Annotated in this window: 27 protein-coding genes, 1 pseudogene and 1 riboswitch; of the genes and pseudogenes, 25 read left to right on the forward strand and 3 right to left on the reverse strand. The window is 34.4% G+C overall.

Annotation, left to right across the window (positions count from 1 at the left end; genetic code table 11):
* Positions 1–452 precede the first annotated feature (452 nt).
* The 5 genes and pseudogenes from IPJ53_14710 to IPJ53_14730 all read left to right on the forward strand — a co-directional run bounded on the left by IPJ53_14710 (position 453) and on the right by IPJ53_14730 (position 5,919).
* Positions 453–743, forward strand: a complete 291-nt coding sequence (locus IPJ53_14710; protein MBK7800351.1) for a nucleotidyltransferase family protein — start codon at positions 453–455, stop codon at positions 741–743.
* A complete protein-coding gene (locus tag IPJ53_14715; GenBank protein ID MBK7800352.1) occupies positions 736–1,086 on the forward strand; it encodes a DUF86 domain-containing protein in 351 nt (116 codons plus the stop codon). The genes IPJ53_14710 and IPJ53_14715 overlap by 8 nt, the downstream gene beginning before the upstream one ends.
* Complete coding sequence (locus IPJ53_14720; GenBank protein MBK7800353.1) at positions 1,076–1,603, forward strand: (deoxy)nucleoside triphosphate pyrophosphohydrolase; 528 nt, start codon at positions 1,076–1,078, stop codon at positions 1,601–1,603. The genes IPJ53_14715 and IPJ53_14720 overlap by 11 nt, the downstream gene beginning before the upstream one ends.
* Positions 1,596–5,035 (forward strand): annotated as a pseudogene (locus IPJ53_14725) (DUF3427 domain-containing protein). Before IPJ53_14720 ends, IPJ53_14725 begins: the two are co-directional and overlap by 8 nt.
* A gap of 461 nt (positions 5,036–5,496) precedes the next feature.
* On the forward strand, positions 5,497–5,919 hold the full coding sequence (locus IPJ53_14730) for a DUF3293 domain-containing protein (GenBank protein MBK7800354.1): 423 nt from the start codon (positions 5,497–5,499) through the stop codon (positions 5,917–5,919).
* A gap of 20 nt (positions 5,920–5,939) precedes the next feature.
* Here the strand turns inward: IPJ53_14730 and IPJ53_14735 are convergent, their stop codons facing one another.
* Together IPJ53_14735 and IPJ53_14740 are read right to left on the reverse strand one after the other, a co-directional pair.
* Complete coding sequence (locus IPJ53_14735; GenBank protein MBK7800355.1) at positions 5,940–6,386, reverse strand: hypothetical protein; 447 nt, start codon at positions 6,384–6,386, stop codon at positions 5,940–5,942.
* A 56-nt stretch (positions 6,387–6,442) separates the two neighbouring features.
* Positions 6,443–7,588, reverse strand: coding sequence for a methionine adenosyltransferase (locus tag IPJ53_14740; protein ID MBK7800356.1), 1,146 nt, complete (start codon positions 7,586–7,588; stop codon positions 6,443–6,445).
* A 55-nt stretch (positions 7,589–7,643) separates the two neighbouring features.
* Positions 7,644–7,739: riboswitch (SAM riboswitch) on the reverse strand.
* A 457-nt stretch (positions 7,740–8,196) separates the two neighbouring features.
* On the opposite strand from IPJ53_14740, the gene IPJ53_14745 reads away from it, so the two are divergent.
* The 15 genes from IPJ53_14745 (at position 8,197) to IPJ53_14815 (ending at position 20,544) form a co-directional block, all read left to right on the forward strand.
* Positions 8,197–8,571, forward strand: coding sequence for a type II toxin-antitoxin system RelE/ParE family toxin (locus IPJ53_14745; GenBank protein ID MBK7800357.1), 375 nt, complete (start codon positions 8,197–8,199; stop codon positions 8,569–8,571).
* On the forward strand, positions 8,568–8,894 hold the full coding sequence (locus IPJ53_14750) for a helix-turn-helix transcriptional regulator (protein ID MBK7800358.1): 327 nt from the start codon (positions 8,568–8,570) through the stop codon (positions 8,892–8,894). Before IPJ53_14745 ends, IPJ53_14750 begins: the two co-directional genes overlap by 4 nt.
* A gap of 153 nt (positions 8,895–9,047) precedes the next feature.
* Positions 9,048–10,325 carry a DUF2130 domain-containing protein gene (locus tag IPJ53_14755; protein MBK7800359.1) on the forward strand — a complete coding sequence of 426 codons (1,278 nt, stop codon included), beginning with the start codon at positions 9,048–9,050 and terminating at the stop codon, positions 10,323–10,325.
* Between the two features lie 315 nt (positions 10,326–10,640).
* Complete coding sequence (locus IPJ53_14760) at positions 10,641–10,883, forward strand: hypothetical protein (GenBank protein MBK7800360.1); 243 nt, start codon at positions 10,641–10,643, stop codon at positions 10,881–10,883.
* Between the two features lie 1,048 nt (positions 10,884–11,931).
* The gene (locus IPJ53_14765; protein MBK7800361.1) at positions 11,932–12,348 is read left to right on the forward strand and encodes a transposase; all 417 of its coding nucleotides are present in this window, start codon (positions 11,932–11,934) and stop codon (positions 12,346–12,348) included.
* 5 nt (positions 12,349–12,353) lie between these two features.
* A complete protein-coding gene (locus IPJ53_14770; protein MBK7800362.1) occupies positions 12,354–12,635 on the forward strand; it encodes a hypothetical protein in 282 nt (93 codons plus the stop codon).
* Between the two features lie 124 nt (positions 12,636–12,759).
* The gene (locus IPJ53_14775) at positions 12,760–13,023 is read left to right on the forward strand and encodes an IS110 family transposase (protein ID MBK7800363.1); all 264 of its coding nucleotides are present in this window, start codon (positions 12,760–12,762) and stop codon (positions 13,021–13,023) included.
* Positions 13,024–13,025: 2 nt separating this feature from the next.
* Positions 13,026–13,241 carry a hypothetical protein gene (locus IPJ53_14780; GenBank protein ID MBK7800364.1) on the forward strand — a complete coding sequence of 72 codons (216 nt, stop codon included), beginning with the start codon at positions 13,026–13,028 and terminating at the stop codon, positions 13,239–13,241.
* A gap of 267 nt (positions 13,242–13,508) precedes the next feature.
* Positions 13,509–15,539, forward strand: a complete 2,031-nt coding sequence (locus IPJ53_14785; GenBank protein ID MBK7800365.1) for a hypothetical protein — start codon at positions 13,509–13,511, stop codon at positions 15,537–15,539.
* A gap of 605 nt (positions 15,540–16,144) precedes the next feature.
* Positions 16,145–17,653, forward strand: a complete 1,509-nt coding sequence (locus tag IPJ53_14790; protein ID MBK7800366.1) for a hypothetical protein — start codon at positions 16,145–16,147, stop codon at positions 17,651–17,653.
* A gap of 16 nt (positions 17,654–17,669) precedes the next feature.
* Positions 17,670–18,320, forward strand: a complete 651-nt coding sequence (locus IPJ53_14795; protein MBK7800367.1) for a hypothetical protein — start codon at positions 17,670–17,672, stop codon at positions 18,318–18,320.
* Complete coding sequence (locus tag IPJ53_14800; protein MBK7800368.1) at positions 18,320–18,946, forward strand: outer membrane beta-barrel protein; 627 nt, start codon at positions 18,320–18,322, stop codon at positions 18,944–18,946. Before IPJ53_14795 ends, IPJ53_14800 begins: the two co-directional genes overlap by 1 nt.
* 140 nt (positions 18,947–19,086) lie before the next feature.
* Complete coding sequence (locus tag IPJ53_14805) at positions 19,087–19,293, forward strand: hypothetical protein (protein ID MBK7800369.1); 207 nt, start codon at positions 19,087–19,089, stop codon at positions 19,291–19,293.
* Positions 19,271–19,918 carry a hypothetical protein gene (locus IPJ53_14810; protein MBK7800370.1) on the forward strand — a complete coding sequence of 216 codons (648 nt, stop codon included), beginning with the start codon at positions 19,271–19,273 and terminating at the stop codon, positions 19,916–19,918. The genes IPJ53_14805 and IPJ53_14810 overlap by 23 nt, the downstream gene beginning before the upstream one ends.
* On the forward strand, positions 19,915–20,544 hold the full coding sequence (locus IPJ53_14815; GenBank protein MBK7800371.1) for a PorT family protein: 630 nt from the start codon (positions 19,915–19,917) through the stop codon (positions 20,542–20,544). Before IPJ53_14810 ends, IPJ53_14815 begins: the two co-directional genes overlap by 4 nt.
* 222 nt (positions 20,545–20,766) lie before the next feature.
* On the opposite strand, the gene IPJ53_14820 is transcribed toward IPJ53_14815, so the two are convergent.
* Positions 20,767–20,925 (reverse strand): hypothetical protein, encoded by a 159-nt coding sequence (locus tag IPJ53_14820; GenBank protein ID MBK7800372.1) that lies wholly within the window; start codon positions 20,923–20,925, stop codon positions 20,767–20,769.
* A 7-nt stretch (positions 20,926–20,932) separates the two neighbouring features.
* On the opposite strand from IPJ53_14820, the gene IPJ53_14825 reads away from it, so the two are divergent.
* From IPJ53_14825 to IPJ53_14845, 5 genes are all read left to right on the forward strand, one after another.
* Complete coding sequence (locus IPJ53_14825; protein ID MBK7800373.1) at positions 20,933–21,571, forward strand: DUF3267 domain-containing protein; 639 nt, start codon at positions 20,933–20,935, stop codon at positions 21,569–21,571.
* Positions 21,572–21,576: 5 nt separating this feature from the next.
* Positions 21,577–22,242, forward strand: coding sequence for a hypothetical protein (locus IPJ53_14830; GenBank protein ID MBK7800374.1), 666 nt, complete (start codon positions 21,577–21,579; stop codon positions 22,240–22,242).
* A gap of 20 nt (positions 22,243–22,262) precedes the next feature.
* On the forward strand, positions 22,263–22,676 hold the full coding sequence (locus tag IPJ53_14835; protein MBK7800375.1) for a hypothetical protein: 414 nt from the start codon (positions 22,263–22,265) through the stop codon (positions 22,674–22,676).
* A gap of 833 nt (positions 22,677–23,509) precedes the next feature.
* Complete coding sequence (locus IPJ53_14840; protein ID MBK7800376.1) at positions 23,510–24,061, forward strand: DUF2589 domain-containing protein; 552 nt, start codon at positions 23,510–23,512, stop codon at positions 24,059–24,061.
* Between the two features lie 47 nt (positions 24,062–24,108).
* Complete coding sequence (locus tag IPJ53_14845; protein ID MBK7800377.1) at positions 24,109–24,924, forward strand: hypothetical protein; 816 nt, start codon at positions 24,109–24,111, stop codon at positions 24,922–24,924.
* Position 24,925 lies beyond the last annotated feature (1 nt).

Raw genomic sequence — 24,925 nt, forward strand, 5'->3', positions numbered from 1 at the left:
GCTCAGGCCAAAGATTGTAAGCTGTTACAAAGCATTTGGATAGATATAATGAAAATATTTATTTAAATATGCAAAATACAAAAGCGCAATATATTTAATATATTCACCTGCCGTTTGTCGCAAAAGGGTGAATGGACTTCCTGAACATTGGGAGCCTCTTTAAAAGATAATTATTAGATTTAGATTAAGTGGTTCTGAAATTCGGAAGAATGTGGATTAGGGATTTTTCTAGATTGAAACAGGGTCAATAAAAGCAAAGTTTTCTTAGAATATCAAATAATGTCAAAAACGAGAAATAAAAATAAACGAAGAAAAGTTTCGCAAATCTTGCCAAAACTGGACGGATATGCGCAATGAAGTCTTGTGTATTAACAAGTTAGGGTTAATGGCAATGAGCCTATTTGAGTAAAATTTAACATAGTATTTAACTAAAAAAGTTGTAATTTTATGATATGAAAACTCTACAAGAAGTAAAAACAATATTGGCAAATCATAAACAACAATTATTCAACAACTATCCATTAAAGTCACTTGCAATATTTGGGTCTTATTCAAGGGAAGAGAATAAAGACAAAAGTGATTTAGATATCTTAGTTGAATTCAACGATAAAATCGGCGTACGATTTATAGACCTAGCAGATGAGATTGAAAGTATTGTCGGATTAAAGGTTGATTTGGTTTCAAAAAATGGTATTAAAGAGAAATACTTTTCAGCCATTAATGCAGACTTAATATATGTCTAGGCGAGATACGTTATTGCTTTTGAACGATATGTTGCAATCTGCTAAAAAGATTAAGCAATATACAACTGGCTTCGATTTTCAAGTGTTTATATCTGATGACAAAACAATTGATGCAGTAGTACGAAATTTTGAAATAATTGGAGAAGCAGCAAATAGAATAGATCCAGATTTTAAAAATAATCATCCGGAGATTGAATGGAGAAGAATCAAAGGTTTTCGAAATAGAATTGTACATGATTATTTTGGAATTGACTACGGAATAGTCTGGGATATTATTGATTCCTATTTAGATAATTTAATTGAGAATTTGCAAGAAATAATAGATAAACTAAATGCCACATAGCCCATATAGCAGCTATCCAAAAGGCGGGGTTTGGTATTTAATAGTAAATATTGTGGTAAAAGTCCTGCTCTTCGGGTTGCTGCAAAACGGTAGCAACAAGTATAACATAGAACAATTTATTAATGAAAAAATTGAAGTCGTTGCAGGTGTAATATTTTGGAAGAATCTAGTACTATGTGTTCAAAGACCAAAAAACAAGCTCCATTACATTTCTGAGAAATATGAATTTCCTGGGGGTAAAATTGAAGAAGGTGAAACCAGGGAAGAAGCCTTACATCGAGAGTTACTAGAAGAGTTGAATCTTTCTATAAAAATAAAGTCTTTTTTTCTAACTGTAGTTCATGAATACCCAGATTTTGAATTAACAATGCATAGTTTTATATGTGAAGCTGATTCGAAAGAAATCACGCTTAATGAACATGTTGATAAAAAATGGTTGCACATTAATGAGCTAACCAAACTAGATTGGGCAGCAGCTGATATTCCAATAGTCAATAAACTATTATTAAATGAATAAGCTATTAGAAAGTTTCAAAAAGAGCTTAGAGACAGGTTATGTAGATAAGTCCGTTCTTTCTAATCTTGATTATCAACCAGAGTTATTAATTAATCAAAAGAATCCACCAAGGAAGATTCTTTCAACTATTCTTCATGATTTAGAACATTGCAATCAGTTTTTTATTTCCGTGGCATTTGTCACAACGAATGGTGTAGCTACGATTATTAATAAACTTATAGAACTCGAAAAGCGAGGTATTAAAGGTCAAATACTTGTTTCCCAGTATTTAAATTTTACACAGCCAGAAGCGCTGAGAAGGTTTCTTCAGTTTGATAATATCGATCTAAGGATTGCTACAACAGGAAATGCACATGCTAAAGGGTATATTTTTAAAAACAAAGAACATTACAACCTAATTGTTGGTAGCAGCAACCTGACTGCCCAAGCCTTATGCACAAATAAGGAATGGAATATAAAAGTATCCGCTTTAGACGAAAGTGGTATTGTTGAAAAAGTTCTTCAAGAATTTTGTGCTGATTTCGAAAAAGGAACGCCCGTATCGTCAGAATTTCTCTTAGCCTATGAAGAAATCTATCAGAATCAACTTCTGCAAACCCAAAAATCAAAACTTGAAGACTCGACTGATTTACAACAGACTATTACTCCAAATTCTATGCAAATGGAAGCATTGGAGAATCTTCAAAGATTGAGGTATGATGGTAAAAATAAAGCTTTGATAATTTCAGCAACAGGAACGGGTAAAACGTATTTGTCGGCATTTGACGCACTTGCCTTTAATCCGAAAAAAAAATATTGTTTGTCGTACATCGCTTGACAATTGCTAAAGATTCATTAAGCACTTTTAAAAGTGTTTTTGGAGCTGATAAAACAATGGGGGTGTATTCTGGCAACCAAAGAGAATTAGATTGTGATTTTGTCTTCTCCACCATTCAAACTATTTCGAAACCAAACCACTTAGACAATTTCTCTAAAGACCACTTTGATTACATCATAATTGATGAAACACATCGCTCAGGTGCAGATTCCTATTTACGACTTATCGAGCACTTTGAACCCAAGTTCCTGTTAGGAATGACTGCTACACCTGAGCGTACTGACGGTAATGACATATTTCGCCTTTTTGACCATAATATCGCCTACGAAATCCGATTGAACAAGGCAATGGAAGAGGAAATGCTCAGTTCATTTCATTACTTCGGAGTTGCTGACTTATCGATTGATAACACCCCTGTGGACACTAAATCAGACTTCAGGTATTTGGTGGCAAGGGAACGCGTTGAGAGAATTATTGAAAAAGCAAAATTTTACGGAAGTGATAATGGTATAACGCGAGGTTTAATCTTTTGCTCCAGAAAGAATGAAGCGATAGAGTTAGCGGAATTATTCAATTCAGAAGGGATTAAAGCAATAGCTCTCACAGGTGATAATTCTGAAGAAGAAAGATCCCTTGCAATTGAAAAGTTGGAAACAGACAACCTGAATGAGAAAATTGATTACATATTCACCGTGGATATTTTTAACGAAGGGATTGATATTCCGAAAATCAATCAGATCATCATGCTTCGTCCAACTGAATCAGCCATAATTTTCATACAACAATTAGGAAGGGGGCTGAGAAAGGTTGATGGAAAAGGCTATTTGACAGTGATTGATTTCATAGGAAACTATGAAAACAACTATCTCATACCCATCGCTTTGTATGGGGATACTTCATACAACAAGGACTCATTAAGGAAGTTAATCACGGAAGGAAGTAGAATGATTCCTGGAGCTTCCACTATCAATTTTGATGAAATCACCAAGGAAAGAATCTTTCAATCCATTGATTCTGCAAATATGCAGCTGTTTGCTGATTTAAAAAAGGATTACAACATTTTGAAATTCAAGTTGGGACGAAAACCAATGATGATGGACTTTATAGAACATGGTTCTCGCGATCCGTTTTTATTTGTGGAATACGCTAATTCTTATTACAATTTTATGTACAAGGTCGAAAAACTGGAACCATCATTATCAAAGCAACAAGTAAAATTGCTTGAGCTGTTTTCGAAAGAAATTAACAACTCAAAACGAGTTGAGGAAAGCCTCATTATGAAGTTTCTTATTGAGTCAGAAGAACTCACAGTTAAAAAATTAAAGGACTTTGTTCAAGCCAAGTATCAGTATACCATTGCGGATGACACTATAAAATCTTGTATTACAAATCTCAATTTCGAGTTTATTCGTGAAAAGAAAGACGGCAAGATGCTTTCAGCTAAAGAGATATACAATTTAGATGTTCTCGGAATTGAACAAGGAAAATTTGTCCTTTCAAGCGATTTCATTCATCACTTAAATCAAGATGAATTTAAACTTCATCTACTTGACTCAACAGACTTTTCAATCTACGAATTCGACAGGTTGTTTGATGCAAAAAATTGGCAAAAAGGATTTGTGCTTTACAAAAAGTATTCGCGAAAAGATGTATTCAGAATATTAAATGTGCCAGAAAACCCTGTGGCACAAAATGTTGGTGGCTACTTAGTCAGTCCAGATAATTCGCATTGTCCGATTTTTGTGAATTATCACAAAGAAGATCATATTTCAGAGTCAACCAAGTATGAGGATCAATTTGTAAATAACAAAGAATTTGATTGGATGTCGAAGTCTAATCGAACATTAAGTAGCAATGATGTTCAATCAATTTTAGGTAAAAACGGCCCCATTCGACTTCCACTTTTTATTAAGAAAAATAATGACGAGGGAATGAACTTTTATTACATGGGTGAGGTGACTCCTGAATTAGATGGAGTGCAACAAACCACGATTCCAAACGATCAAGGAAATCAACTTTCTGTGGTAAAAATTCGATTCAACTTGACTAATCCTGTTACACCAACTATTTATAATTATCTACACGAAAATGTTATAAACAATAAACCCAATTCAGAATCAAAACTAAATTTTATACATCCACAGCAATCCACAGAATTTGAAGAAAAATTGCGAAATCCAATTCCATTATATGATTTCTATGCTGCTGCGGGCTCGTTTAGCGAAATACAATCTGATAAAAATTATAAACTCATTGAAGGTCCTGAAAACAGTTCCAACAGTAATTATTTCGCATGCAAAATTATTGGTGAATCAATGAACAGAGTCATTCCAAACGGTTCTATTTGTTTATTCAAACCCTATACTGGAGGCAGCAGAAATGGAAAAATATTATTAATTGAAAACAGAGATTTGCAAGATCCAGATTTTAACTCTGCCTTTACAATCAAGACATACACCAGTGAAAAAATTGTGACGGAGGATAATTGGGAACATACATCCATCATCTTGCGTCCAAATTCATTTGACAACTCTTATCAAAACATCATCATCACAGAACAAAACGCTTCTGCAATGAGGGTTGTTGGTGAGTTTATTAAAATTTTGAATAAATGAAAAAATAATACCAGTTGATAACAAACGTTTACCTCAATGGAGGGGGCAGTGGTTAATTGAACATTCTACCTTGCATCGACTTCTGTGGTATATTGACAGTTTTGCTCCCTGAAATCCGCCACTGCGCCAAGCGCTAAAACGTTATTCAAAAAATAAAATTTCAAAATATGAAAGATAAGTATGAAACTTCACACAATGCTATCATAGATTCTCAGGCTAATTTCTCTGTTATTTGGCTGGAATAAGAAAGCTGAATTGCGAGCAATAGATTTGGATTATAGAGGTTCATCAACAAGATCTTGTCTTGTCTCAGAAAAAGTTTACAAACTAGTCATTTAAACCTCCTCACGCCTTATATTAATTCAAACGTTCTAAATTTAATTTCATTGATTTTTGAAACCATTTACCAAAGTAATTGCTTACAATAACGAAATATTTTATCCAAATAAAATCACCATAACATGGATATAAATAAATTAAACCAGGCCTATTTGAATACCAATTACACCCTAAATAAAAATTTAATTTTTAAAGAAGAGCTCATATTAAATATCAATAAAGAAGCGAATTTTAAAAACGCTCTTCCGGAATTAAAGGAATGGGCTTTTATTACTGCCTGGAATCCTAACTCCACTGAACTTACAAAACAAGAGAATGAACAAAGAAATGCCTGTCTATTAGATGATATAAAATCCAGTGGATATATTTCACATTTTGGACGTGGAATTTCCGAAGATGGTAAATGGTCCGAGGACTCCTATTTTATTGAAAATATCAGTAAAGAAGAAGCATTATTTTATGCATTAAAATATGGACAATGTGCATTTGTTTATGGCAAGGTAAACCAAATGTCAGAATTAATATGGACAGCTCATTGCAAATAAAATCTGGAAACTCTTTAAATTTAATGTGCGTCAATCAAAATTAATTCGTCAACCAAATGCCTAATTGTGAAAGATTCCATTTCGGAATTCTGCGGATACAACTCATCGATTCTTTTAAATTCCTTTAAGAGATGATGTAATTTTTTGTTACTCTCTACAATTCTGGTCCCATGAGTCAGACGCGGTTCATAAGCCCAGCCAATGATAAATTTTTGATCTTCAACACTCCATCCCCGCCATTTATGGCGATTGCTACCTATGAATCCTCCGGCATTAAAAATCAGAATCTTAGAATCATCCTGAGTCCTGTAAGATATGAGTATGTCAGAATGATTCCAGGACTCAAATAATCCACCTAAACAAACTTGTCTGACAGGATACTGCCATGCTCCGGAATATAATACTTTGTCGACCCGAATGTTAAAATATCGTGGATTGTTTAGTATTAGATTTTGATATTTATACATGAGATGGAAATATTTATAAAACAAGCAGACATTATTCATTTATTTAAATTTATGGATTAAGAAATGGATTTAAGATTTTCGATAATTGTTGGGTCCAAGTTTTCCCATGGGAATTGTGTTCTCCCAAAATGACCATAGGCTGCAGTCTCTTTATATATAGGTCGCCTTAAATCTAATGTGCTGATAATACCATCAGGTCGCAGGTCAAAAATATTGGAAATATGATGTGCAATTATTTCATCTGCATGGTGCCCGGTTCCGTGTGTATTCACATATATAGAAGTAGGTTCAGCAAGACCAATTGCATAGGATATCTGGACCGTACAGCGTTCAGCGAGTCCTGCAGATACAATATGGTTGGCTACATAACGAGCAGCATAAGCAGCACTGCGGTCCACCTTGCTTGGATCTTTGCCACTGAATGCCCCTCCTCCATGAGGACAACTCCCGCCATAGGTATCTACGATTATCTTTCTGCCTGTCAGACCGGTATCTCCATGTGGCCCTCCGATCGTAAAACTCCCTGATGGGTTGATCAATATTTTAGGATGAGCATTGTAAAAATATTGTTGTGCTAAAGGTAAAATGAGTTCATTTTGCAAGATGATTTTAATCTCTTCCTGACTGATGTCTTTTGAGTGTTGTGTTGATAATACAACGGTTTCAATTCCGACAGGTACATCTCTTTTGTATTCTACAGTAACCTGACATTTGGCGTCAGGTCTTAGCCAATTGTGCTTACCACTTCTTCGCATTGCAGCTAATCGCATCATCAACTCATGAGACATTGTAATGGGCAAAGGCATATTCCATTTGGTTTCTCTGCACGCATAACCGAACATAAGTCCTTGATCACCTGCTCCACCATCAGAAACACTGTTGTTAATCTCCGGACTTTGTTCGTGCAATAAATTGATATACGCCGCCGTGGCATAGTCAAAACCCACTAATGGATCATCGTATCCAATATGTCTGATGACTTCCCGGGCCACCGCCACGACATCTACATGTGCTGTTGAGCAAATCTCTCCTGCGATCACCAATTGTCCCGTAGTGATAAGACATTCACATGCGACTTTTGCCTGAGGATCTAATTCGAGATAAGCATCAAGAACAGCATCTGAAATTTGATCGGCCACTTTATCCGGATGACCTTCGGATACCGATTCACTGGTAAAATAAAAATGATTTAAATTATTCATAGGTCTAAAAATTTTACAAATTTTTAGCACCAGACAGCAAACGGCAAAAACAGAAGGATTGGAATCCTTTTGACCTGTATTGGTCCGCATCGCCTTGCCACCGTAGTATTCCGCTCGGTTGGCACCCATTAAAGGGTTCTTGATGCTGTATAACACTATTAAGTCATACGCTACTACAACGATGAAATTTTAAATTAAGTTCCTAATTTGGTATTTATTTTTAAGCATTTAATTTTTAATATTTTAGAATCATTAAGACGAACAGAGATTTTGTAAAAACATTGTAATACCAGGCCGCATTAAAAATGCTGTAGTCATATGGCATCGCAGTTTAAAACTGCGACGAACAATAAAGTTAATATAAAATTAGGTTAGCAGGCCGCATTGTAAATGCTTGAGTCGTATGGCATCGCAGTTTAAAACTGAGACGAACAATAAAGTTAATATAAAATTAGGATAGCAGGCCGCATTGGAAATGCTTGAGTCGTATGGCATCGCAGTTACAAACTGCGACGAACAGGGGGGTATTTTAACACTCTCCGTTAATTGCAATATCCAAAAAATATTTTCTTAAATAATAGTTCCATTTAAGGAAACATGTCATATATTTGCAACCTATACCTGTATTTGATAAACCCATAGTAGTTATTTTAGACGATGAAGCAGCCGTATATATGGAAAATCTTAATGAGAAGACAAGAAATAAATTCTTCGTATTATTCGATAAGACTGAATCTGGCTATAGAGGTGCATGGTTTGAACCTCTAAAAGAGACAGACGGATTATGGGAATTTAGACTTAGATTTAACAAGAATTTTCATAGGATATTAGCATTTTGGGATCGCGATGGAGAAGTGGAAACATTAATAGTGGCATCACATGGTTTCTTAAAGAAGACTAATAAAACACCAAGCTCAGAGATAAAAAAGGCTGAAACTCTTAAGAAAAAATATTTCGAAAATAAAAAGAAACAAAAAATATGATTCGTGTATCAGATTTAAAGGACAAAACTCTAGGGAAGGTTGGAACTCCAAAAAGAGACAAATATGAAAGAGAGCTTAAATTGGAAATTATTGCTGAACAAATAAAACAATTGCGGGAAGAAAAGAATCTGACGCAAGAGCAACTAGGTGAACTAATTGGAGTGCAAAGAGCTCAAGTTTCCAAACTTGAAAACAGTACAACAAATATTACTTTGGGCACCATTATTAAAGTATTTGATGCATTAGGTGCTCAACTTAGTTTTCAAATACATAAGAAACCAAATGGAAAATTAAAAAGTAAAAAACGACTGCAAGTAACATAGTAATTGCGTTCATGCCGCAAAGAACAAGAAATTTTTACTTTTACTTTTACTAAATAAACAATTCCTACTTTTTGCTAAAGGACAAGCGGCGGCACTTCGAAAGTAATAGAAACGTTGATCCCCATTATAGATAAATAAATAAATCGGAAAATTATGAACGATATTATTTGCCCAAATTGTAAAAAGGCTTTTAAAGTGGATGAGGCTGGTTTTGCGGATATACTCAAACAAGTGAGAGATCATCAATTCGATGAAGAATTACAAAAGCGATTAACCCTTGCAGAAAGGGATAAAGAAAATGCTGTCAAGCTGGCAGAAGCCAATCTTAAGAATATTTTACAAGAAGACCTTGCAAAAAAAGATAAGGTAATTTTAGAGCTAAGAGCCCAGAATGAGCGTGAACTTTCTTTGCAGTTAGCCATGAAAGAAGCCGAAATTGCTGAAATGAGATCAAAAATTCAGCATGCAGAAATTGAGAAAAAACTCACGGTAACGGAAGCTGTCCAAAAAATTGAAAAAGAAAGAGACGAACTGGTCAATAATCTGAAAAATAAAGAAACGGAAAAACAATTACTAGAAAAATCTTTAATCGAAAAATTTAATGCTGAACTCAGGACAAAAGAAGACATCATCAAGTTGAAAGATGAAGAAATTGCACTTAGAAAAGACATGAAGCTAAAACTATCTACCAAAATGATAGGCGAAACGCTTGAACAACATTGTGAAACTGAATTTAACAAACTTCGTGCAACAGCCTTCCCAAAAGCCTACTTCGAAAAAGACAACGATTCCAGGTCCGGAAGCAAGGGTGATTTTATCTACCGAGAAACTGATGAGACCGGTAATGAAATCATTTCCATCATGTTCGAAATGAAAAATGAGGGAGATGAAACCACTACTAAAAAACGAAATGAAGATTTTCTAAAAGAACTGGACAAAGACCGTATTGAAAAAAAATGTGAGTATGCTGTATTGGTTTCACTATTAGAATCAGAAAGCGAACTCTATAACTCCGGGATTGTGGATGTTTCTCATAAGTATCCCAAAATGTATGTGGTGCGACCTCAATTTTTTATTCCCATTATCACCCTCCTTCGGAATGCTGCCATGACCTCACTAAAGTATAAGGCAGAACTTGCTATGGTTAGAAGTCAAAACATTGACATTACAAACTTTGAAGATAAATTAAACAAATTCAGAGAAGGATTTTCCAAAAATTTTCTTTCGGCACATAGTCATTTTCAAGAAGCAATTAAAAAAATTGACGCATCAATAGCTGTTATGCAGAAAGTTAAAGAGGAATTGACTACAAGCGAAAACCAATTAAGACTGGCTAATGATAAAGCGGAAGAATTAACTATTAAAAAATTAACCCATGGGAATCCAACCATGAAATCAAAGTTTGATGAACTAAATAACAAAATTGAGTAAAATAATGGTCTCTCACCCTGAAATAGCTTGTCCATAAAAATCTTCCAGGAAGAAAATGAAATGATGGATATAAATTAACCTTAACATCCTAATCCCCTGGTCCACACCCCTAAGACACGATCATCTTATTGGATCCATATTTTCGATTCCCGCCCTTGGCTTACCCTGCTAATTTTTATTTCTCATTACCTTCGTTCCCAGACTAGATCCCTTTTTTGCCAATTTTCGGCTACACTATTAAATAGCAATGAGAGATGCGAAAATCACTTGAATATGAACTAAATATAGCTTAACTTTGTAATTAAATAGAAGAATATGATTCCTATATCAGTAAAAGACAGATTAATCGGAAAAATTACTTCAATTGACGACGAAATATTTCTTAATGAGTTGGAAGAAATAATCGTAAACTTAAGAAATGAAAATCATGATATTCTAATTCTAAGTAAAGAAATTAAAGCGTCAATTGCCAAGTCAGAATTGGACATAGAGTGTGGAAGGCTAATTTCTCATGATAAAGCTATGCAACATTTTAAAAAATGGCTAAAAAACAAGTAATCTGGACAGAAACTGCAGTCGTTGAATTAGAGAACATTCTTCAATATTATATCGATAAAATGGAAGTATAAACTATTCTGCCTGGCTTCTTAATGAACTTGAAAAGAGAATTGAAATAATCTCGATTTACTCTAAAATTGGAAGGGAAACAGATTCATCCAAATTGCGAATATCCCCTTTTAATGATTATGGAATAATTTACAAAGAAACTGCTGACTCAATATTTATCGAATCAATTTGGGATTTTCGTCAAAATCCCATAAATCGTATAGATAAAAAGTAATCTACACTTCACATAACGTGGCATACACATCAACACACCAAAGCTATTTCTCCGATCTTTTTGGGCTTAATAACAATGGCCTACAGGAAATTATTTATATACAATAAATTGGTGGCCATTCTAAAGCATAGCAGGTTAAACAAATAAGAGATATAATCCTTAATTATAATCTAGAAATTCAAGAAGATGATGAATTATAAATATGAAATTATTATTTATTGGAGTGAAGATGATCAAGCATTCATCGCTGAAGTCCCTGAATAAGCAGGTTGTAAATCGGACGGGAATACATATCAGGAAGCCTTATCCAATGTTCAAATAATAATGGATGAATGGATTGAACCAGCCAGTAAAATTGGCAGACCAATTCCTACACCTCTTCATGTCATTATATAGTAAGAAATATAGATCGGCCTTTTTCATTTTAGCTAAAACGGTTTTAAAAAGCGTTTAAAACAAAATACTGTTTGAGCTCGCTTGCAGATATGCCAATAAATTTATGACAGGTAGGCCAAGAGTTATGAATGCTGCTTATGGCGAGTTTATTTTGTTTAGCTTTTTAAAACCGTTTTAGCGTTAAAAAATGAAAACAGCCTTGATTTTTTTGGTTCTTTTTTGTATCAAGTTTATAACAGCGGCTCCGCTCTCAATCCTTTAAAGTAACTTGCGAGATGTAAAGCAGTGTTTACAAAAACCGTTTTTTGTTATGGTGCTCGCAGCCCCTTATCAAGTTTGGTAGTGTTCTTTGAATGACAATCCATTTTGGTGGTTAAAGCATTTCCGATTATTTATCCTAACGCGGCAGGTATAGATATATCAAGCAAAGAACATTATGTAGCAGTTAATCCTGAATCCACTGAAAAACCAATAAGAGCCTTTGGCGCCTTTACTGAAGACTTACACGCCCTAGTTGTGTTTTTAAAAGAATGCAAAGTAGATACAGTTGCTATGGAGGCTACCGGTATTTACTGGGTAAGTTTATTTTTAGTATTAGAAGATGCGGGTTTTGATGTTGTATTAGTTACAGCTAAACATGTAAAAAATGTAAGAGGAAAGAAAACAGATGTTAGCGATGCTGATTGGATTCGTCAATTACACAGTTGCGGATTATTATCTGCAAGTTTTCAACCCGATAAGTTTACTCGTAAATTAAGAGCATATATGCGTCATCGAAAAATTTAATTGAAATGTCAGCTACACATATTCGCATGATGCATAAAGCTTTAGAACAAATGAATATTAAAATACAACATGTTATTGCGGATATTACAGGTAAATCTGGACAAGAGATCATAAAATCCATCATAGCTGGTGAACGAAACGCAGAGATATTAGCATCTTGTTGCGATAGTAGAATTAGAGCTCATAAAAAAGAGGGTATTATAAAATCCTTAACGGGGGTTTGGAAAGAAGAACACGTTTTTGAACTAGAGCAAAGTTATTCAATATATCAATTCTATCATCTTTAAGCTAAAGGAATGCGATGCTAAAATAGAAGAGCATCTTCGTGAAAAATCCGGAGTAGATACATTTGTGGAGCCCCAAAAAAAAGAAAAGAGTAATAAAAATAATTTGAATTTTAACGGAAAGGAAATGTTGTACGAACTAACGGGGACGGATTTAGCAGAAATTTTTGGGATTACGGAAACAAATGCTATAGAAATTATAAGCGAAGTCGGATTAGATATGAGTAAATGGCCAACGGTAAAACACTTTACATCATGGTTAAACTTAGCCCCGAATAATAAAATATCAGGAGGGAAAGTATTAAGTAGTCGGATTCCAAAAAGAAAAACCACGCAGGTCAAATATTTAGAATGGCGGCGTTTGCCATACAGCGTAGCAAAAATTGGTTAGCGATGTTTTATAATCGTATAAAAGCAAAAAATGGGGCGCCAAAAGCAATTGTTGCGACTGCAAGAAAAATTGCGGCTATTTTTTATAAAATGATAAAAGAAAGGGTTAAATTTAACCCAATACCAATCGAAAAATATATGGATGGGTTTAAAGAAAATCAAATTAAGAAGTTAAAACGACAAGCTAAAAACCTTGGTTTACAGATAGTTGAAATGTAGTTACTTAAGAGACAAAAAAGAACAATGTTAATAAGATGGGATTTAATACAACTTTAGTGAATAACGAGATCCGCCAAGCTGGCTTCTCCTCAATTTTTTTTGACATAAAAAGCATACCGTTAAAAGAAGTTCATCCAAAACATCCGCATTTGAACGCTTTATTTGCAGGAAGTGAAGATATAATTGGAAAACAAACAAGTTCAAAAAGATTTCAACTTTACTTGTCTTAGTTTTTATCTTTATCCAGATAACTGTAAACTTTAAGGGATGAACAGACCGATTCAAAAAAAACACCTAAGTCATTTATTTATCTTGGCTATTCTTTGCCTTTTGACAAATAAATTATTTTCACAGGAATATCGCCGCTGGCAAATGAATCACGATGGCTCCATTTCCTGGCAAATCGACACGTCGATTCCACATAACGACCACATTGAAATGAGTGGCAAAAGAATTTCCTGTGTACTCAGATATGGCGTAGCAGCCGATGGTTCCTTTCATGCCACCAGAAGCCTGGTCTGGCCTATGTTGAGAACGATTCCGAATAATACGCATGCCAGCCTCACGCGACAGTTCGCACTGGACGCATTTGAATTGGTGACAGTAAACTATAAACCCATAGTGGCGGAAAAAGTGGTCTCTATTACTATCAAAGGAACATTGCTTGTTAAAAGTATCGCCCGTAATAATCTTGAATTGACCCGTGAGTATTTTCCATCAACAACATTGCCGGGTTACTGCGAAGTTTACACCATTAAGAATACATCCAAAAATGGCTGCTTTGTAGAAATACCTAAGGCGAACAATATTTATTATACCGATCCGGCTAAAGGAACAGAAGGATGTTATGCTTTGCATCTTGATGTATTCAACGAAGGGAATTTCAAACTTCAAACCAATGATTCTGTCAGCTTCTCTGTTTTTTATTCGGGGGTTAAAGCAAATGAACAAGTACCGGCAGTGGATGTAAATCATGAAAAAGTCAAACGTCTTGAATTAATTAAGGAGGTTTGGAGCAAGCTTATATTGGAAACACCGGATACAATTTTGAATAGAGAATTTGCATTTGCAAAAATCAGGGCGGCAGAAAGTATTTTCGAGACCAAAGGCGGACCTATGCATGGACCTGGTGGAGAGGCTTATTATGCTGCCATCTGGGCCAACGATCAGGCAGAGTATATTGGCCCCTTCTTTCCTTTTCTTGGATATGACTACGGAAACAAAGCTTCCCTGAATGCCTATTTACATTTTGCAAGATTCATGAACAAGGAATATAAACCGATTCCCAGTTCTATCATTGCTGAAGGAACGGATATATGGAATGGGGCTGGTGACCGCGGAGATGGCGCGATGATTGCATACGGAGCCGCACGTTATGCACTCGCAAGTGGTGATGTTATACAAGCAGAACAATTATGGCCATTGATAGAATGGTGTCTGGAATATTGCCACCGCAAATTAAATGCAAATGGTGTTGTAATGTCTGATTCTGATGAGTTGGAAGGACGTTTCCCCGCAGGCAATGCGAACCTTTGTACCTCTTCCTTATATTACGATGCATTGACTTCCGCTGTTTACCTGGGTGAAGCAATAGGGAAAGAAAAAAAGAAACTAAAGATTTATAAGAATCAGGCTGCAAGATTGAAATTAGCTATTGAAAAATATTTTGGTTCAAACATAGAAGGATATGAAACTTATAAATATTACAAAGAAAATGATTCACTGCGGGCTTGGATTTGCATCCCGCTTACGATGGGTCTTTACGAACGTAAAGCGGGAACGATTGATGCGTTGTTCTCACCAAGATTATGGACACAGGATGGTCTTGCCAGTCTTGCAGGAGATAAAACATTTTGGGACAGGTCAACTTTGTATGCGCTTAGAGGTGTGTTGGCTGCAGGCGAAACAGATAAAGCGTTAAAATTTTTGCATGATTATTCTAACCGCCGTTTGTTGGGCGACCATGTTCCTTATCCTGTGGAAGCTTACCCTGAAGGAAACCAACGACATCTTTCGGCAGAAAGCGGATTGTATTGCAGGATTTTTACAGAAGGGTTGTTTGGCATCAGACCCATCGGCTTATACAGTTTTAGCCTTACACCTAGGCTTCCCTTATCCTGGCCCGGTATGAGCCTTCGGCATATCCGTGCATTTGAACGTGACTTTGATATTGTTGTTGAGCGCGTAGATGGAAGGCTGAAAATAATGATCACCGAGGGAGAAAAAACACTCCTTAATAAAATCATTAAGGATGGAGATAGTGTGCACGTTAATTTCTCCAAGGGCAATAATCGTTAGACAAGAGTGGATGATAAATCTTTCTGTTTTGAGAATATTTTATGAAATGTGTTTAACCGTAACAGAGCTTCCCACCAAATCCCAAATAAATAAATTTCAAAAAATAAATTACAAAATATTTGGAAAATAAAATGAAGCCATTTATTTTAGTGCTTCGAATTCAAACACACCCTTTTCTAAACTAAAATGAGACTTATGTAAAAAAAATAACCTGTCAGTTCGCACAACACCTTAGTTAGCATTTTTTTTATTACCCATCATTTCTGCCTATGGGCGGAATGGATATCTTGTAACATCTTAAGGGAAATTCCATATTGTATTTACACTGTGGTAAAACACAAGCTAAAATATTTGAAATAATATTTTGCTTAGCAAGATCAGATCAGGAATAATACCCTCCTCTGAAACACGCAGGATGATGGAAAGATCAACATGCTTTTAAACGCCTAATTTATTAAACCTTAAAATTATTACGCACATGAAGAAACCATTTTAAAATACAAACATCAGATTTTGTCCCAACTAAATGTACTTCCATTGAGCAGTTAGTGTCGGTTTAAAAAAGTTTACATCACAAAACCCTAAATAACAAAAAAAAAAAAAATATGAGAACAATTAGTATTTTTATCAAAATTATAGAACTAAAATTAACAAAACAATTTTATCATCAACCAAATGCTTTCATTCCTTCTTTAGGCAAATTTTTAATCACTGTATCAATGATACTATTCACTTCACAATGCAAGAATGAATTAAACGAAATAAGTGATATAAAAACGCCACTAACTTCAAGATTAAGCACAAGTTGCTGGAATAGTACACAAAGTAATACCGCAGAAGCAGGCTCTTTTCAACCAGGGACTTATACCATTGTAAATAATTGCATCCGTTTTACAAACCATGAGGAATTCTATAAGACTGAAATATTTTTAAATAATGCCACTGCTGTTGAAATCGAATCCTGGTACAATTCATTGCCTGTACTAACCTCAGAAAAGGCTTATCAAGACTTTATGGATCAATATAACTGTATGGACAACATATCCATAAGTGAAATAAATAGTTTGCTCAGTACTTCTGGAAATACAATTCGATACAACTGGATAAATGAAGATGAATTAAGTATATCTCCAAAGTTCATGACCTACGCGGGCTACAGAAATATGGATGGTAATTTTATGATTGGAGATCAGATTGAAGCAGAATCTGACGCAGTCAGAATTACGATTTTCGACGGTGATTGGAATAAACTCACGCAAATTAGAACTACTCCAGGATACCCTTCTGACACTGTGAGTTATGAGGGTGATACTACATTTATCTTGGACAAAATTTTGGAATCAAGAATTAAGTGTGAATATAATTGTTGTTCTAATAATTTATCAAGTACAAATTATTATGGACCTGATAATCGAAGAAGATTAAAAGTTGAATTAGTGTGGGTATTAGCAAACTCCTCGAGGCAAACACCTTGGCCAAAACGATTTTACGCTACTCCAAAAATAGACTTTAGACTAATAAAATTGGAATTGGATAAGAAGGATGATTTAAGTATTTGGTGGTGTTTCAAAAAGCATTTCACTTTTAAATTGCAATGTGATTGGCTCATTCAAGCAAAAAATGTACATAAAATAGAGCACGATGTAACATATTCAATAGTCAGAGACAATGCAAGAACTTGTAAAGTATGTGGTCCACTCGGCACTTTGATTTCAGATGAAATCGGACCCTATGAAATTAATCCTGAACCATTCATTTGTCCTTATCGAATTATTTTTACAACTAATATTTTTGAAGAATTAAACCAAGTTCCAGAAGCCAGCTTCAAGCTGGAATGTCTGAAAGACAACAATCCATGTATCTGTACTATTTGCCCACCTGGTTATCATTTTGATGGCGCCAATTGCTTTTCTACAGTATGCTCTAAGTCTCCTTTTATTTGGAATAATGGATTTTACTATAAATCATATCCAAATGGACCCAACGGGGGAATTTGCCCTTATGGAGGAAACTTTGATGGAGCAAATTGCCACTTAGGACCTGTACCATATGGATATGAAGGAAAAGCTTTTGTCTATAATAATTGTTATTATGTTGCCCCGAAGTGTCCATAAAAAAATAAAAGTCTCGATGATGTATCCAATCTATTCTTTCAGATTACTTATGATGGCAAGTTATTTGTTGTGTATGAGTGATTTAATGGGTCAAAAGAAAAGGAACGTAGAAATATTTGCCGGTCCTAATCTGACCAATGTGCAACATATAGAAAATGGTGTTAAATTATATTATACCACTCCGGAAAGACCTTTTTATACCATTCAATATCACTTGGGTGTTACGCTTAATGAAAGTATTTTTTCAAAGGAAGATTGGAGTTTGAGTTATGGATTGTCCTTCGAAAAAAGAGCCTCTGCACATACCGGATTTAATAAATACATTGACGAGAGTTATGGGTTTTTAGGAATCCCAATTATTCTTAACTATAAACCATTAAAAAATCGAGACATACGTTTAGAAATTGGAACAAATATTCAATCTCTGGTTTACAATTCCATATATGCTTATACAAAAGCCTTCAAGAACATTCAAATTGATTATGTAGTTGGCATTCAATGCAGGCTCTGGAATAAAACGCACGTAGGGACTCGCTTTTTGGAGCCCCTTTTATTAATGAAAGACAGGAGTGAAATTGTTCCTATTGATCCTAATTTACCAAAAGTTATAAGGCAATTTAAGACTCATTCAATGGAGTTGTATTTCATGTATAAATTCAAAATATGATGAATTCTAATATTGGATATGTATATCTTATAGTTTGTTGCTTAAATGCAATGATCACTCCCGTGATGGCTCAGAGCGAGACTATTCGGTTTGGGTTTTCGGTAAATAAATATGCTTTTAATCGATTTAATTATGAATTGAATGACTCAAATGACATTAATGGAACCGGTTTTACTGTTGGATTTTCTTATGAGAAACCTATTCTGAATCGCACCTCATTACTTATTGGCTTCGGATTTTCACAAAGAAACAATGAAGTGAAGTATTTTAAATGGGGTAATGCTGACAGGACCCATTGGGCATCTTTTCCAATAAGTATGAATTATTACTTATTTAAAAATTTGGCTGTGGAAATAGGATGCCAGTATGAACATCTAATATTTAAGCAAAAATTCGTAGAGTATTCGGATTCGTTACAACAAAAACCAGGATACACCAAGTATGATATTGGATTGATTGCTGGGATACGTTTTCAAATTCAAAATTTTGAATTGAATGGTTGTTTTAATTACGGCTTAAGAAACATTTATAGCATTTATGGTTTTGACCCTGCAAGGGGAATTGGGATAAATGCCTCAGCCAAAAGTTATTACATTAAAATTGGATTAAACTACCTGTTTCAATGATTTTAAAAATATATGAACTATCAGTGTAAATTTTAGAATGATTATTTTAATAGCTGGTATTAAAATGTTGAAAACTCATATTTGACAATCGAGTAAACGACTCCGCCAGATTAGGCTACCAGGGACTTTAATTTAAAATAATGGGTATTATTACAAATCTTATCCTAATGGAACTAACGGAGGAATTTGTCCTTATGGAGGCTCTTTTGATGGAGCAAATTGTTACTTGGGGCCTGTTCCATCAGGATATGAAGGCAAGGCTTTCGTTTACAACAATTGATATTATGTTGCCCCAAAATGTCCATAATTTTAAAAATAAACAGAATGGATTCTACACCAATAAATAATACAATTTTATTTTTTGGCTTGCTCTTTTGGTCAATTAATTTATTAGGTCAAAAAACAAGAACTTTCTTTATACACGGAGGCCCAAGCATAACCAATGTTCAAGAAATAATAAACGGTGAAAAACATTTCTTTGCTTCGCCGGAAAGACCTTATTATTCCATAAGATATCATTTTGGAATTTGTGTTGAAGAAAATATTTTCTCAAAAGAATATTTAGGCGTTAAATACGGACTAAACTTTGATAAAAGAGCTTCATCCCACACCTCCTTTAACAAATACAATGAGGATTTCTATGGGTTTATTGGCATTCCACTACAAATTACATATAAGCCATTAAAGGATCGGGATATTCAGTTTGAGGCCGGGGTAAGTTTTCAGTATTTAGTATATTCGAAATATCTTTTTATGAAGCCATTTAAAAACTACGAAATTGATTATGCAGTAGGCATTCAAATCCATTTATTGAATAATCTGTATTTTGGAGCTCGGCTTTTAGAACCCCTTTTTCTTTTGAGAGAGAAAGGCAATGTTATAAATATAGATCCAAATGTTCCTAAAGAGCGGCGACTCTACAAAACCCATGCCATGCAGTTTTCATTAAGTTACAAATTCACAATGAGATGAAAAAAAACATACTGTTCTATACCATACTCATTTTATATTTTCTATTGAATAAAAACATATTATTTGCTCAATCAAATACTGTTTTGTTAAATTTTTCACTGAATAATTATAAGCTTGACAGATTCAACCTTCCTGAGGAAAATGCTGCAATTATATCTGGCATTGGTTTTAATCTTGGCTTTGCCTATGAAAAACCTATATGCAAAAAATCTTCCATTTTGCTGGGATTTGAGTTTTCTAAGAGAAAATATGACTATTCCATTGGCCCTAGAAACAATAATTTTAACGATAATTATATTTCCCTTCCATTGAGCTTTAACTATTACATCCTTAAATTTATAGCTTTTCAAGCAGGAATGCAATTTGATCATTTACTATTCAAGCAAAAATTAATTTATTATAAAGATGCTCCAAATGATCAAGTATCAGGATACACTAAATACGACATTGGCTTAAATACTGGAATTCGAATTCAATGGTATAATTTTGAAATAAACGGCAGTTTCAATTATGGACTTAGAAATATTTATTGTCTAAATTTTCTTGACCCAATCACAGGAGAGGAACTGGTTGATTCTGCTAAAAGCCATATGTTTAAATTTGGAGTTAGCTATTTATTCAAATGAATATTCACTTCTGATAACCGTTTAGCCAGTTCTGCCTGATTATACCTACAGGGTGCACTTCATACATTGATCCACCTCAACAGGATGAAGATGGCACCCTCCTGACTAGCGGGATAAACTGATTGTAAATGTTTCTTATTCGGCCCTCCCTAACCAGGAAAGCAGGGGTTCATTAAATAAAATAAATTAACCCTAAAATCAAAAATTCATATTTTTGATCCCTTAGATAAGTCTAACCAAAAGTATGGAGAAACTGGCAGGTCTCCATAGTAAACCATTCCATTTTTTATTTGTCTTTACTTCTGTTTCCGGATTTTTAGCTCCTTTTAGCCAATTTTCGGTTACTTTCCCAAAACCTTGATTGTCAATTAAAAACAACATCGTCCATATGAAAATCAGACCAGAGGAATTAACAGAAAATAGTTATGTCCTGCTTGACAAGTTAGGACATAAAGATCTTGTTCCATTCATAAGGACTTATATGAAAAAACGGACAAAATATTCTGTTTTCTATTACCTGAGTAACGTCATTGTGTTTGGACTTGTTGGTTACTTTTTTGCACAAGGTTTCAACTTGCCAAATTATAGCTTTGGTGACCGCTTTACTTATTTTTCATATGGCCTGGCAATTGCTTTTGCCTTGCTTCCATTGCACGAATACATCCACGTATTAGCATACAAATCACAAGGTGCGACAAATACTTCGTATGATGCCAACCTGAAAAAATTCTACTTTATGGCATTGGCAGACAAGTTTGTAGCGAATAAAAGAGAATTTGAAATAGTTGCACTGGCTCCATTTACATTTATTACAACTACTCTAATAATTTTTCTATTTGTTGCTGATAACAATTGGAATTTGACCATTTCCAGTGTTTTGCTAGCACACACCGCAATGTGTTCGGGTGACTTTGGACTACTTAGCTTCTTTGATTTTCATAAGGACAAAGAACCCGTAACCTATGATGATGTTGAAAATAAAATATCCTATTTCTATGGTAAAATCAGTGAAACAAAAACCAATTAAGAAAAATGAATAACTTCTATAAACAACCCAAATTATTTCAATGGATTGTGGCAATTTTACTTTTGACAATAGGCTTTTTGCCAGCACTTGTTATCATTGAAAAAGGGAATTCTCAACCATTATTCTACTTACTATTTTTGATTTACATACCTATTGGTCAATTTGCTTCAACTCCATTTTTTACCCTTGTGGGCATTTACAAATACTATTCGCCAATGCTACTTGGGTACATGGCAAATGACAACCAAATTGATTTACATAGTGGCGGAAGTTTTGATTACCTTTTTGTAATGAGGAAATTTAAATCAGGAATTGAGTTTAAAAATATTTTGTTAATTTATCATTTGGAAGGTTTATTGAACATAATTAAATTAATTGAGAATAAAAAAATACCCAATACAGTAAATATTATAGGCACCTCCTATTTTTTCAACGACAGGACATTGAAAAAAATGGGTTTTGAGATTGAAAATCCATCCTTGTTTTACAGGGCAAACCTATTCGTTAACTTTATTGACTTAGCTTGGATGTATTCTCTTTCACAAGGTAAGCTCTCCATTCCTAAGGTATGGTATGCAAAAAAAGCGAGTATATCAGGAGCTAAATTAGTTGAAAGTAAAAAGGTGATTGAAGTGCTTTATGACAAAATGAAAAGCAAAACAACCGCATAATAACCGGACACTTAAAAAAAATGAAAACATCGAATAATTCTTATTATTGGTTTGCGTTGTTTGTACTTTGCTTTATTACCTATCAACAGGTAATAGACAACATTAGACCAAATTACAGTGGTAATAATTTGACCGTAAAATACCTATTAGGAATTGCACCCAATTTTTTTCCTGCCATTGGAATACCTGCTCTGTTTGTTATTTTAATTCCACAAATGAAACGGACCGGTAAATGGTTCACCGAAAACAAGCACCTAACAGCAAACATAATTTCCTTAACAGGACTTATATCCTGGGAATTCATTCAATCATCATCAACAAAATTACACTTTGACTGGAACGATATCCTATGGACATTTATAGGTGCTTTGGTTTTTCAATTAATATGGACTTTTACCCCATACTTTTATAAGGAAAATCATAATGTAACGTAAAGAAAAACCATCGCATATCAAATAGCCGTATAGATTAAAGTTACATTTTACAAAAGGATAAATGGAGAATAACTTGAAGAATTAAACCATAGGTTACAAGGTGTTTCTAACAATTCGGTTGTCTTGTCCTGGAATAATTTCTCACCTAAAAACAAATTTAGACCGAATCAAAATAAAAATTGAGAGAAAAATTGACCCTAAATACAAATTTGTATTAGTCAGTATATAATCTGACAATAGATCTTATTAATAAAGCCTTTTATGTTTTGGGCTTACCCACAGCAGTGGAATGAGATCGAATAGAAAGTCAATAACCAACGTTTTCGTGAAAAAGAATTTCCTGCAACAAAAAAAAAGTGAACCAAGAAATCAATTTCTCTGAATCTAAAACACTAATGTTCCGTTTATGCAATCAGCATCCTAAAACTATGTTTGGAAAATAAAGCATCCACTCCAAACATATACAAACCGATCTACCAGGAATAAGATGTGCACCAGTGTGTATATAGACACAAGCATGATGTTCAGGTATATTTTTAGCTGGCCAATGAAAGCGAAGTGAAGTAAGGGGAAAAATACCCATAGAAAAAGGGAAATTTCCTGTTGAAAGTAATGCTCACTTTGGGCCAATTTTGTAGAAACAAATTTCCTAACATAATAAAAATTAAATCATGGCTAAATCAATTAAAAAACCAGTGACCAGACCCATTCGCAAGTCAGTCTCGACCCTAAATGCAATAAAACTACCTGCAGAAGGGAGAAGCACCAATGCCCCCGATATGGTACAAATGGCTAAAGAATTTTCTACCCATGCTATCGAATTAGATAGCACCATGAAAAGAAATACCTTGGATAATGCAAGAGACAACAGTGGATTAGGACAGGAACTAAACAATATCGATTTCAAAGCAATGATAGGTGGACCGCTCCAAGCCACTGTAGAAGCGCAGGTTGCATCAGCGGTTGCTACCATTGACTTTATTAAAAAAGTAGGCTTTAAAGAAGACGATCCTTCTCAATTGGTGATGGTAGATTTCAGCTATAAAAAACAAAACCCGGATGGCACAAAAGAGGATGTTTCAGTTATTGTGCCTCTGATTTCAACTTTGCCAATTCCATCGTTACGAATTGATTTTGTAGAAATTGACTTTAATGCCCGTTTAAATTCTATTGATACACAAAATACATCCAATGATTTCAAATTGAATGTAAGTGGTAGAGGAGGATTTGGTCCAGTCAAAGTATCAGCCAGTATGTCTTATCAAAGATCCTCTTCGACAGGTTCCAAAGTAGAAAGGGAATACAGTTTAAAAGTAAAAGTGCGGGCAGTGCAGGATGAAATTCCAAAAGGACTAGAAAAAGTATTGGAATTACTCTCCAAATAGAAACACCTACTTCCATTCAAAAAACTACCTAAACTCCAAACCAAAATATGGTAACTCTTTCTGATTACTTAGGCTACATATTTATTGAAATTACCAGGGCTCGCCAGATGGCAGATCAATTCTCAGTAAATCTTGCCGAAGAACACAGTAAGGATCCATTGCTTAAATATATTTCCGTACCCAGATTTAAAATTCCGGAAATGGAAATAAATGTACCGGTGTTGGTTAGTGGCGCTAAATTTAGTCAGGTGCTGAAATTTAATGATGGGTCTGAAGAATTTAGAAAGTCCATCCAAAATGAACTCAATAATGCATTCCGAAAATACTTATTGAAAAAAAATAATTTAGTCAACACAATTACTACTGTAAATAAAATTGACTTCAGTAATATTTTTCTTCCAAACAAAGTAAGTGCTACCGGACGAGCCAATAAGAAATCTAAAGCCACAAACGAAAGAATGGATGAGAGTCTACTCCTACTAATCACTGATTTTTATGATGTATTGGGAGAGAATTTAACACATGACGATGATTTTATCCTGGCATTTTATAGCAAGATTTTCTTCAGAATGCTGGAAGTACAATCCGCGGTAGAGGCGTATAAAACACTTTATCCAAATAATGAACTCTTTAAAGAAAGTGTAAAAAATATAAGCAATTACATCCATTCAAAAACCATTGTGGATAAAACCACCATTTCCAATCTATTGGTGAGCCCGGAAACCAACCTCATTAATAATGGTGCTTCGGCCATGTCGGTATTTTCTGTAAAAGCTAAGGTAAATGAAGAAGGAATTTATGTAAAAGCCATACGATCCTCCACGGATAATGAAATTACGAATTCAGAAATAACCTTCGAATAAA

The sequence above is a fragment of the Candidatus Vicinibacter affinis genome (genome assembly GCA_016714365.1).
Taxonomy (GTDB): Bacteria; Bacteroidota; Bacteroidia; order Chitinophagales; family Saprospiraceae; genus Vicinibacter; species Vicinibacter affinis.

Coding starts and splice junctions, on each gene's coding strand:
- IPJ53_14710 (MBK7800351.1), top strand. CDS start 453: ATGAAAACTCTACAAGAAGTAAAAACAATATTGGCAAATCATAAACAA.
- IPJ53_14715 (MBK7800352.1), top strand. CDS start 736: ATGTCTAGGCGAGATACGTTATTGCTTTTGAACGATATGTTGCAATCT.
- IPJ53_14720 (MBK7800353.1), top strand. CDS start 1,076: ATGCCACATAGCCCATATAGCAGCTATCCAAAAGGCGGGGTTTGGTAT.
- IPJ53_14730 (MBK7800354.1), top strand. CDS start 5,497: ATGGATATAAATAAATTAAACCAGGCCTATTTGAATACCAATTACACC.
- IPJ53_14735 (MBK7800355.1), bottom strand. CDS start 6,386: ATGTATAAATATCAAAATCTAATACTAAACAATCCACGATATTTTAAC.
- IPJ53_14740 (MBK7800356.1), bottom strand. CDS start 7,588: ATGAATAATTTAAATCATTTTTATTTTACCAGTGAATCGGTATCCGAA.
- IPJ53_14750 (MBK7800358.1), top strand. CDS start 8,568: ATGATTCGTGTATCAGATTTAAAGGACAAAACTCTAGGGAAGGTTGGA.
- IPJ53_14755 (MBK7800359.1), top strand. CDS start 9,048: ATGAACGATATTATTTGCCCAAATTGTAAAAAGGCTTTTAAAGTGGAT.
- IPJ53_14760 (MBK7800360.1), top strand. CDS start 10,641: ATGATTCCTATATCAGTAAAAGACAGATTAATCGGAAAAATTACTTCA.
- IPJ53_14770 (MBK7800362.1), top strand. CDS start 12,354: ATGTCAGCTACACATATTCGCATGATGCATAAAGCTTTAGAACAAATG.
- IPJ53_14775 (MBK7800363.1), top strand. CDS start 12,760: ATGTTGTACGAACTAACGGGGACGGATTTAGCAGAAATTTTTGGGATT.
- IPJ53_14780 (MBK7800364.1), top strand. CDS start 13,026: ATGTTTTATAATCGTATAAAAGCAAAAAATGGGGCGCCAAAAGCAATT.
- IPJ53_14785 (MBK7800365.1), top strand. CDS start 13,509: ATGAACAGACCGATTCAAAAAAAACACCTAAGTCATTTATTTATCTTG.
- IPJ53_14790 (MBK7800366.1), top strand. CDS start 16,145: ATGAGAACAATTAGTATTTTTATCAAAATTATAGAACTAAAATTAACA.
- IPJ53_14795 (MBK7800367.1), top strand. CDS start 17,670: ATGATGTATCCAATCTATTCTTTCAGATTACTTATGATGGCAAGTTAT.
- IPJ53_14800 (MBK7800368.1), top strand. CDS start 18,320: ATGAATTCTAATATTGGATATGTATATCTTATAGTTTGTTGCTTAAAT.
- IPJ53_14805 (MBK7800369.1), top strand. CDS start 19,087: ATGGGTATTATTACAAATCTTATCCTAATGGAACTAACGGAGGAATTT.
- IPJ53_14810 (MBK7800370.1), top strand. CDS start 19,271: ATGGATTCTACACCAATAAATAATACAATTTTATTTTTTGGCTTGCTC.
- IPJ53_14815 (MBK7800371.1), top strand. CDS start 19,915: ATGAAAAAAAACATACTGTTCTATACCATACTCATTTTATATTTTCTA.
- IPJ53_14820 (MBK7800372.1), bottom strand. CDS start 20,925: ATGTTGTTTTTAATTGACAATCAAGGTTTTGGGAAAGTAACCGAAAAT.
- IPJ53_14825 (MBK7800373.1), top strand. CDS start 20,933: ATGAAAATCAGACCAGAGGAATTAACAGAAAATAGTTATGTCCTGCTT.
- IPJ53_14830 (MBK7800374.1), top strand. CDS start 21,577: ATGAATAACTTCTATAAACAACCCAAATTATTTCAATGGATTGTGGCA.
- IPJ53_14835 (MBK7800375.1), top strand. CDS start 22,263: ATGAAAACATCGAATAATTCTTATTATTGGTTTGCGTTGTTTGTACTT.
- IPJ53_14840 (MBK7800376.1), top strand. CDS start 23,510: ATGAAAAGAAATACCTTGGATAATGCAAGAGACAACAGTGGATTAGGA.
- IPJ53_14845 (MBK7800377.1), top strand. CDS start 24,109: ATGGTAACTCTTTCTGATTACTTAGGCTACATATTTATTGAAATTACC.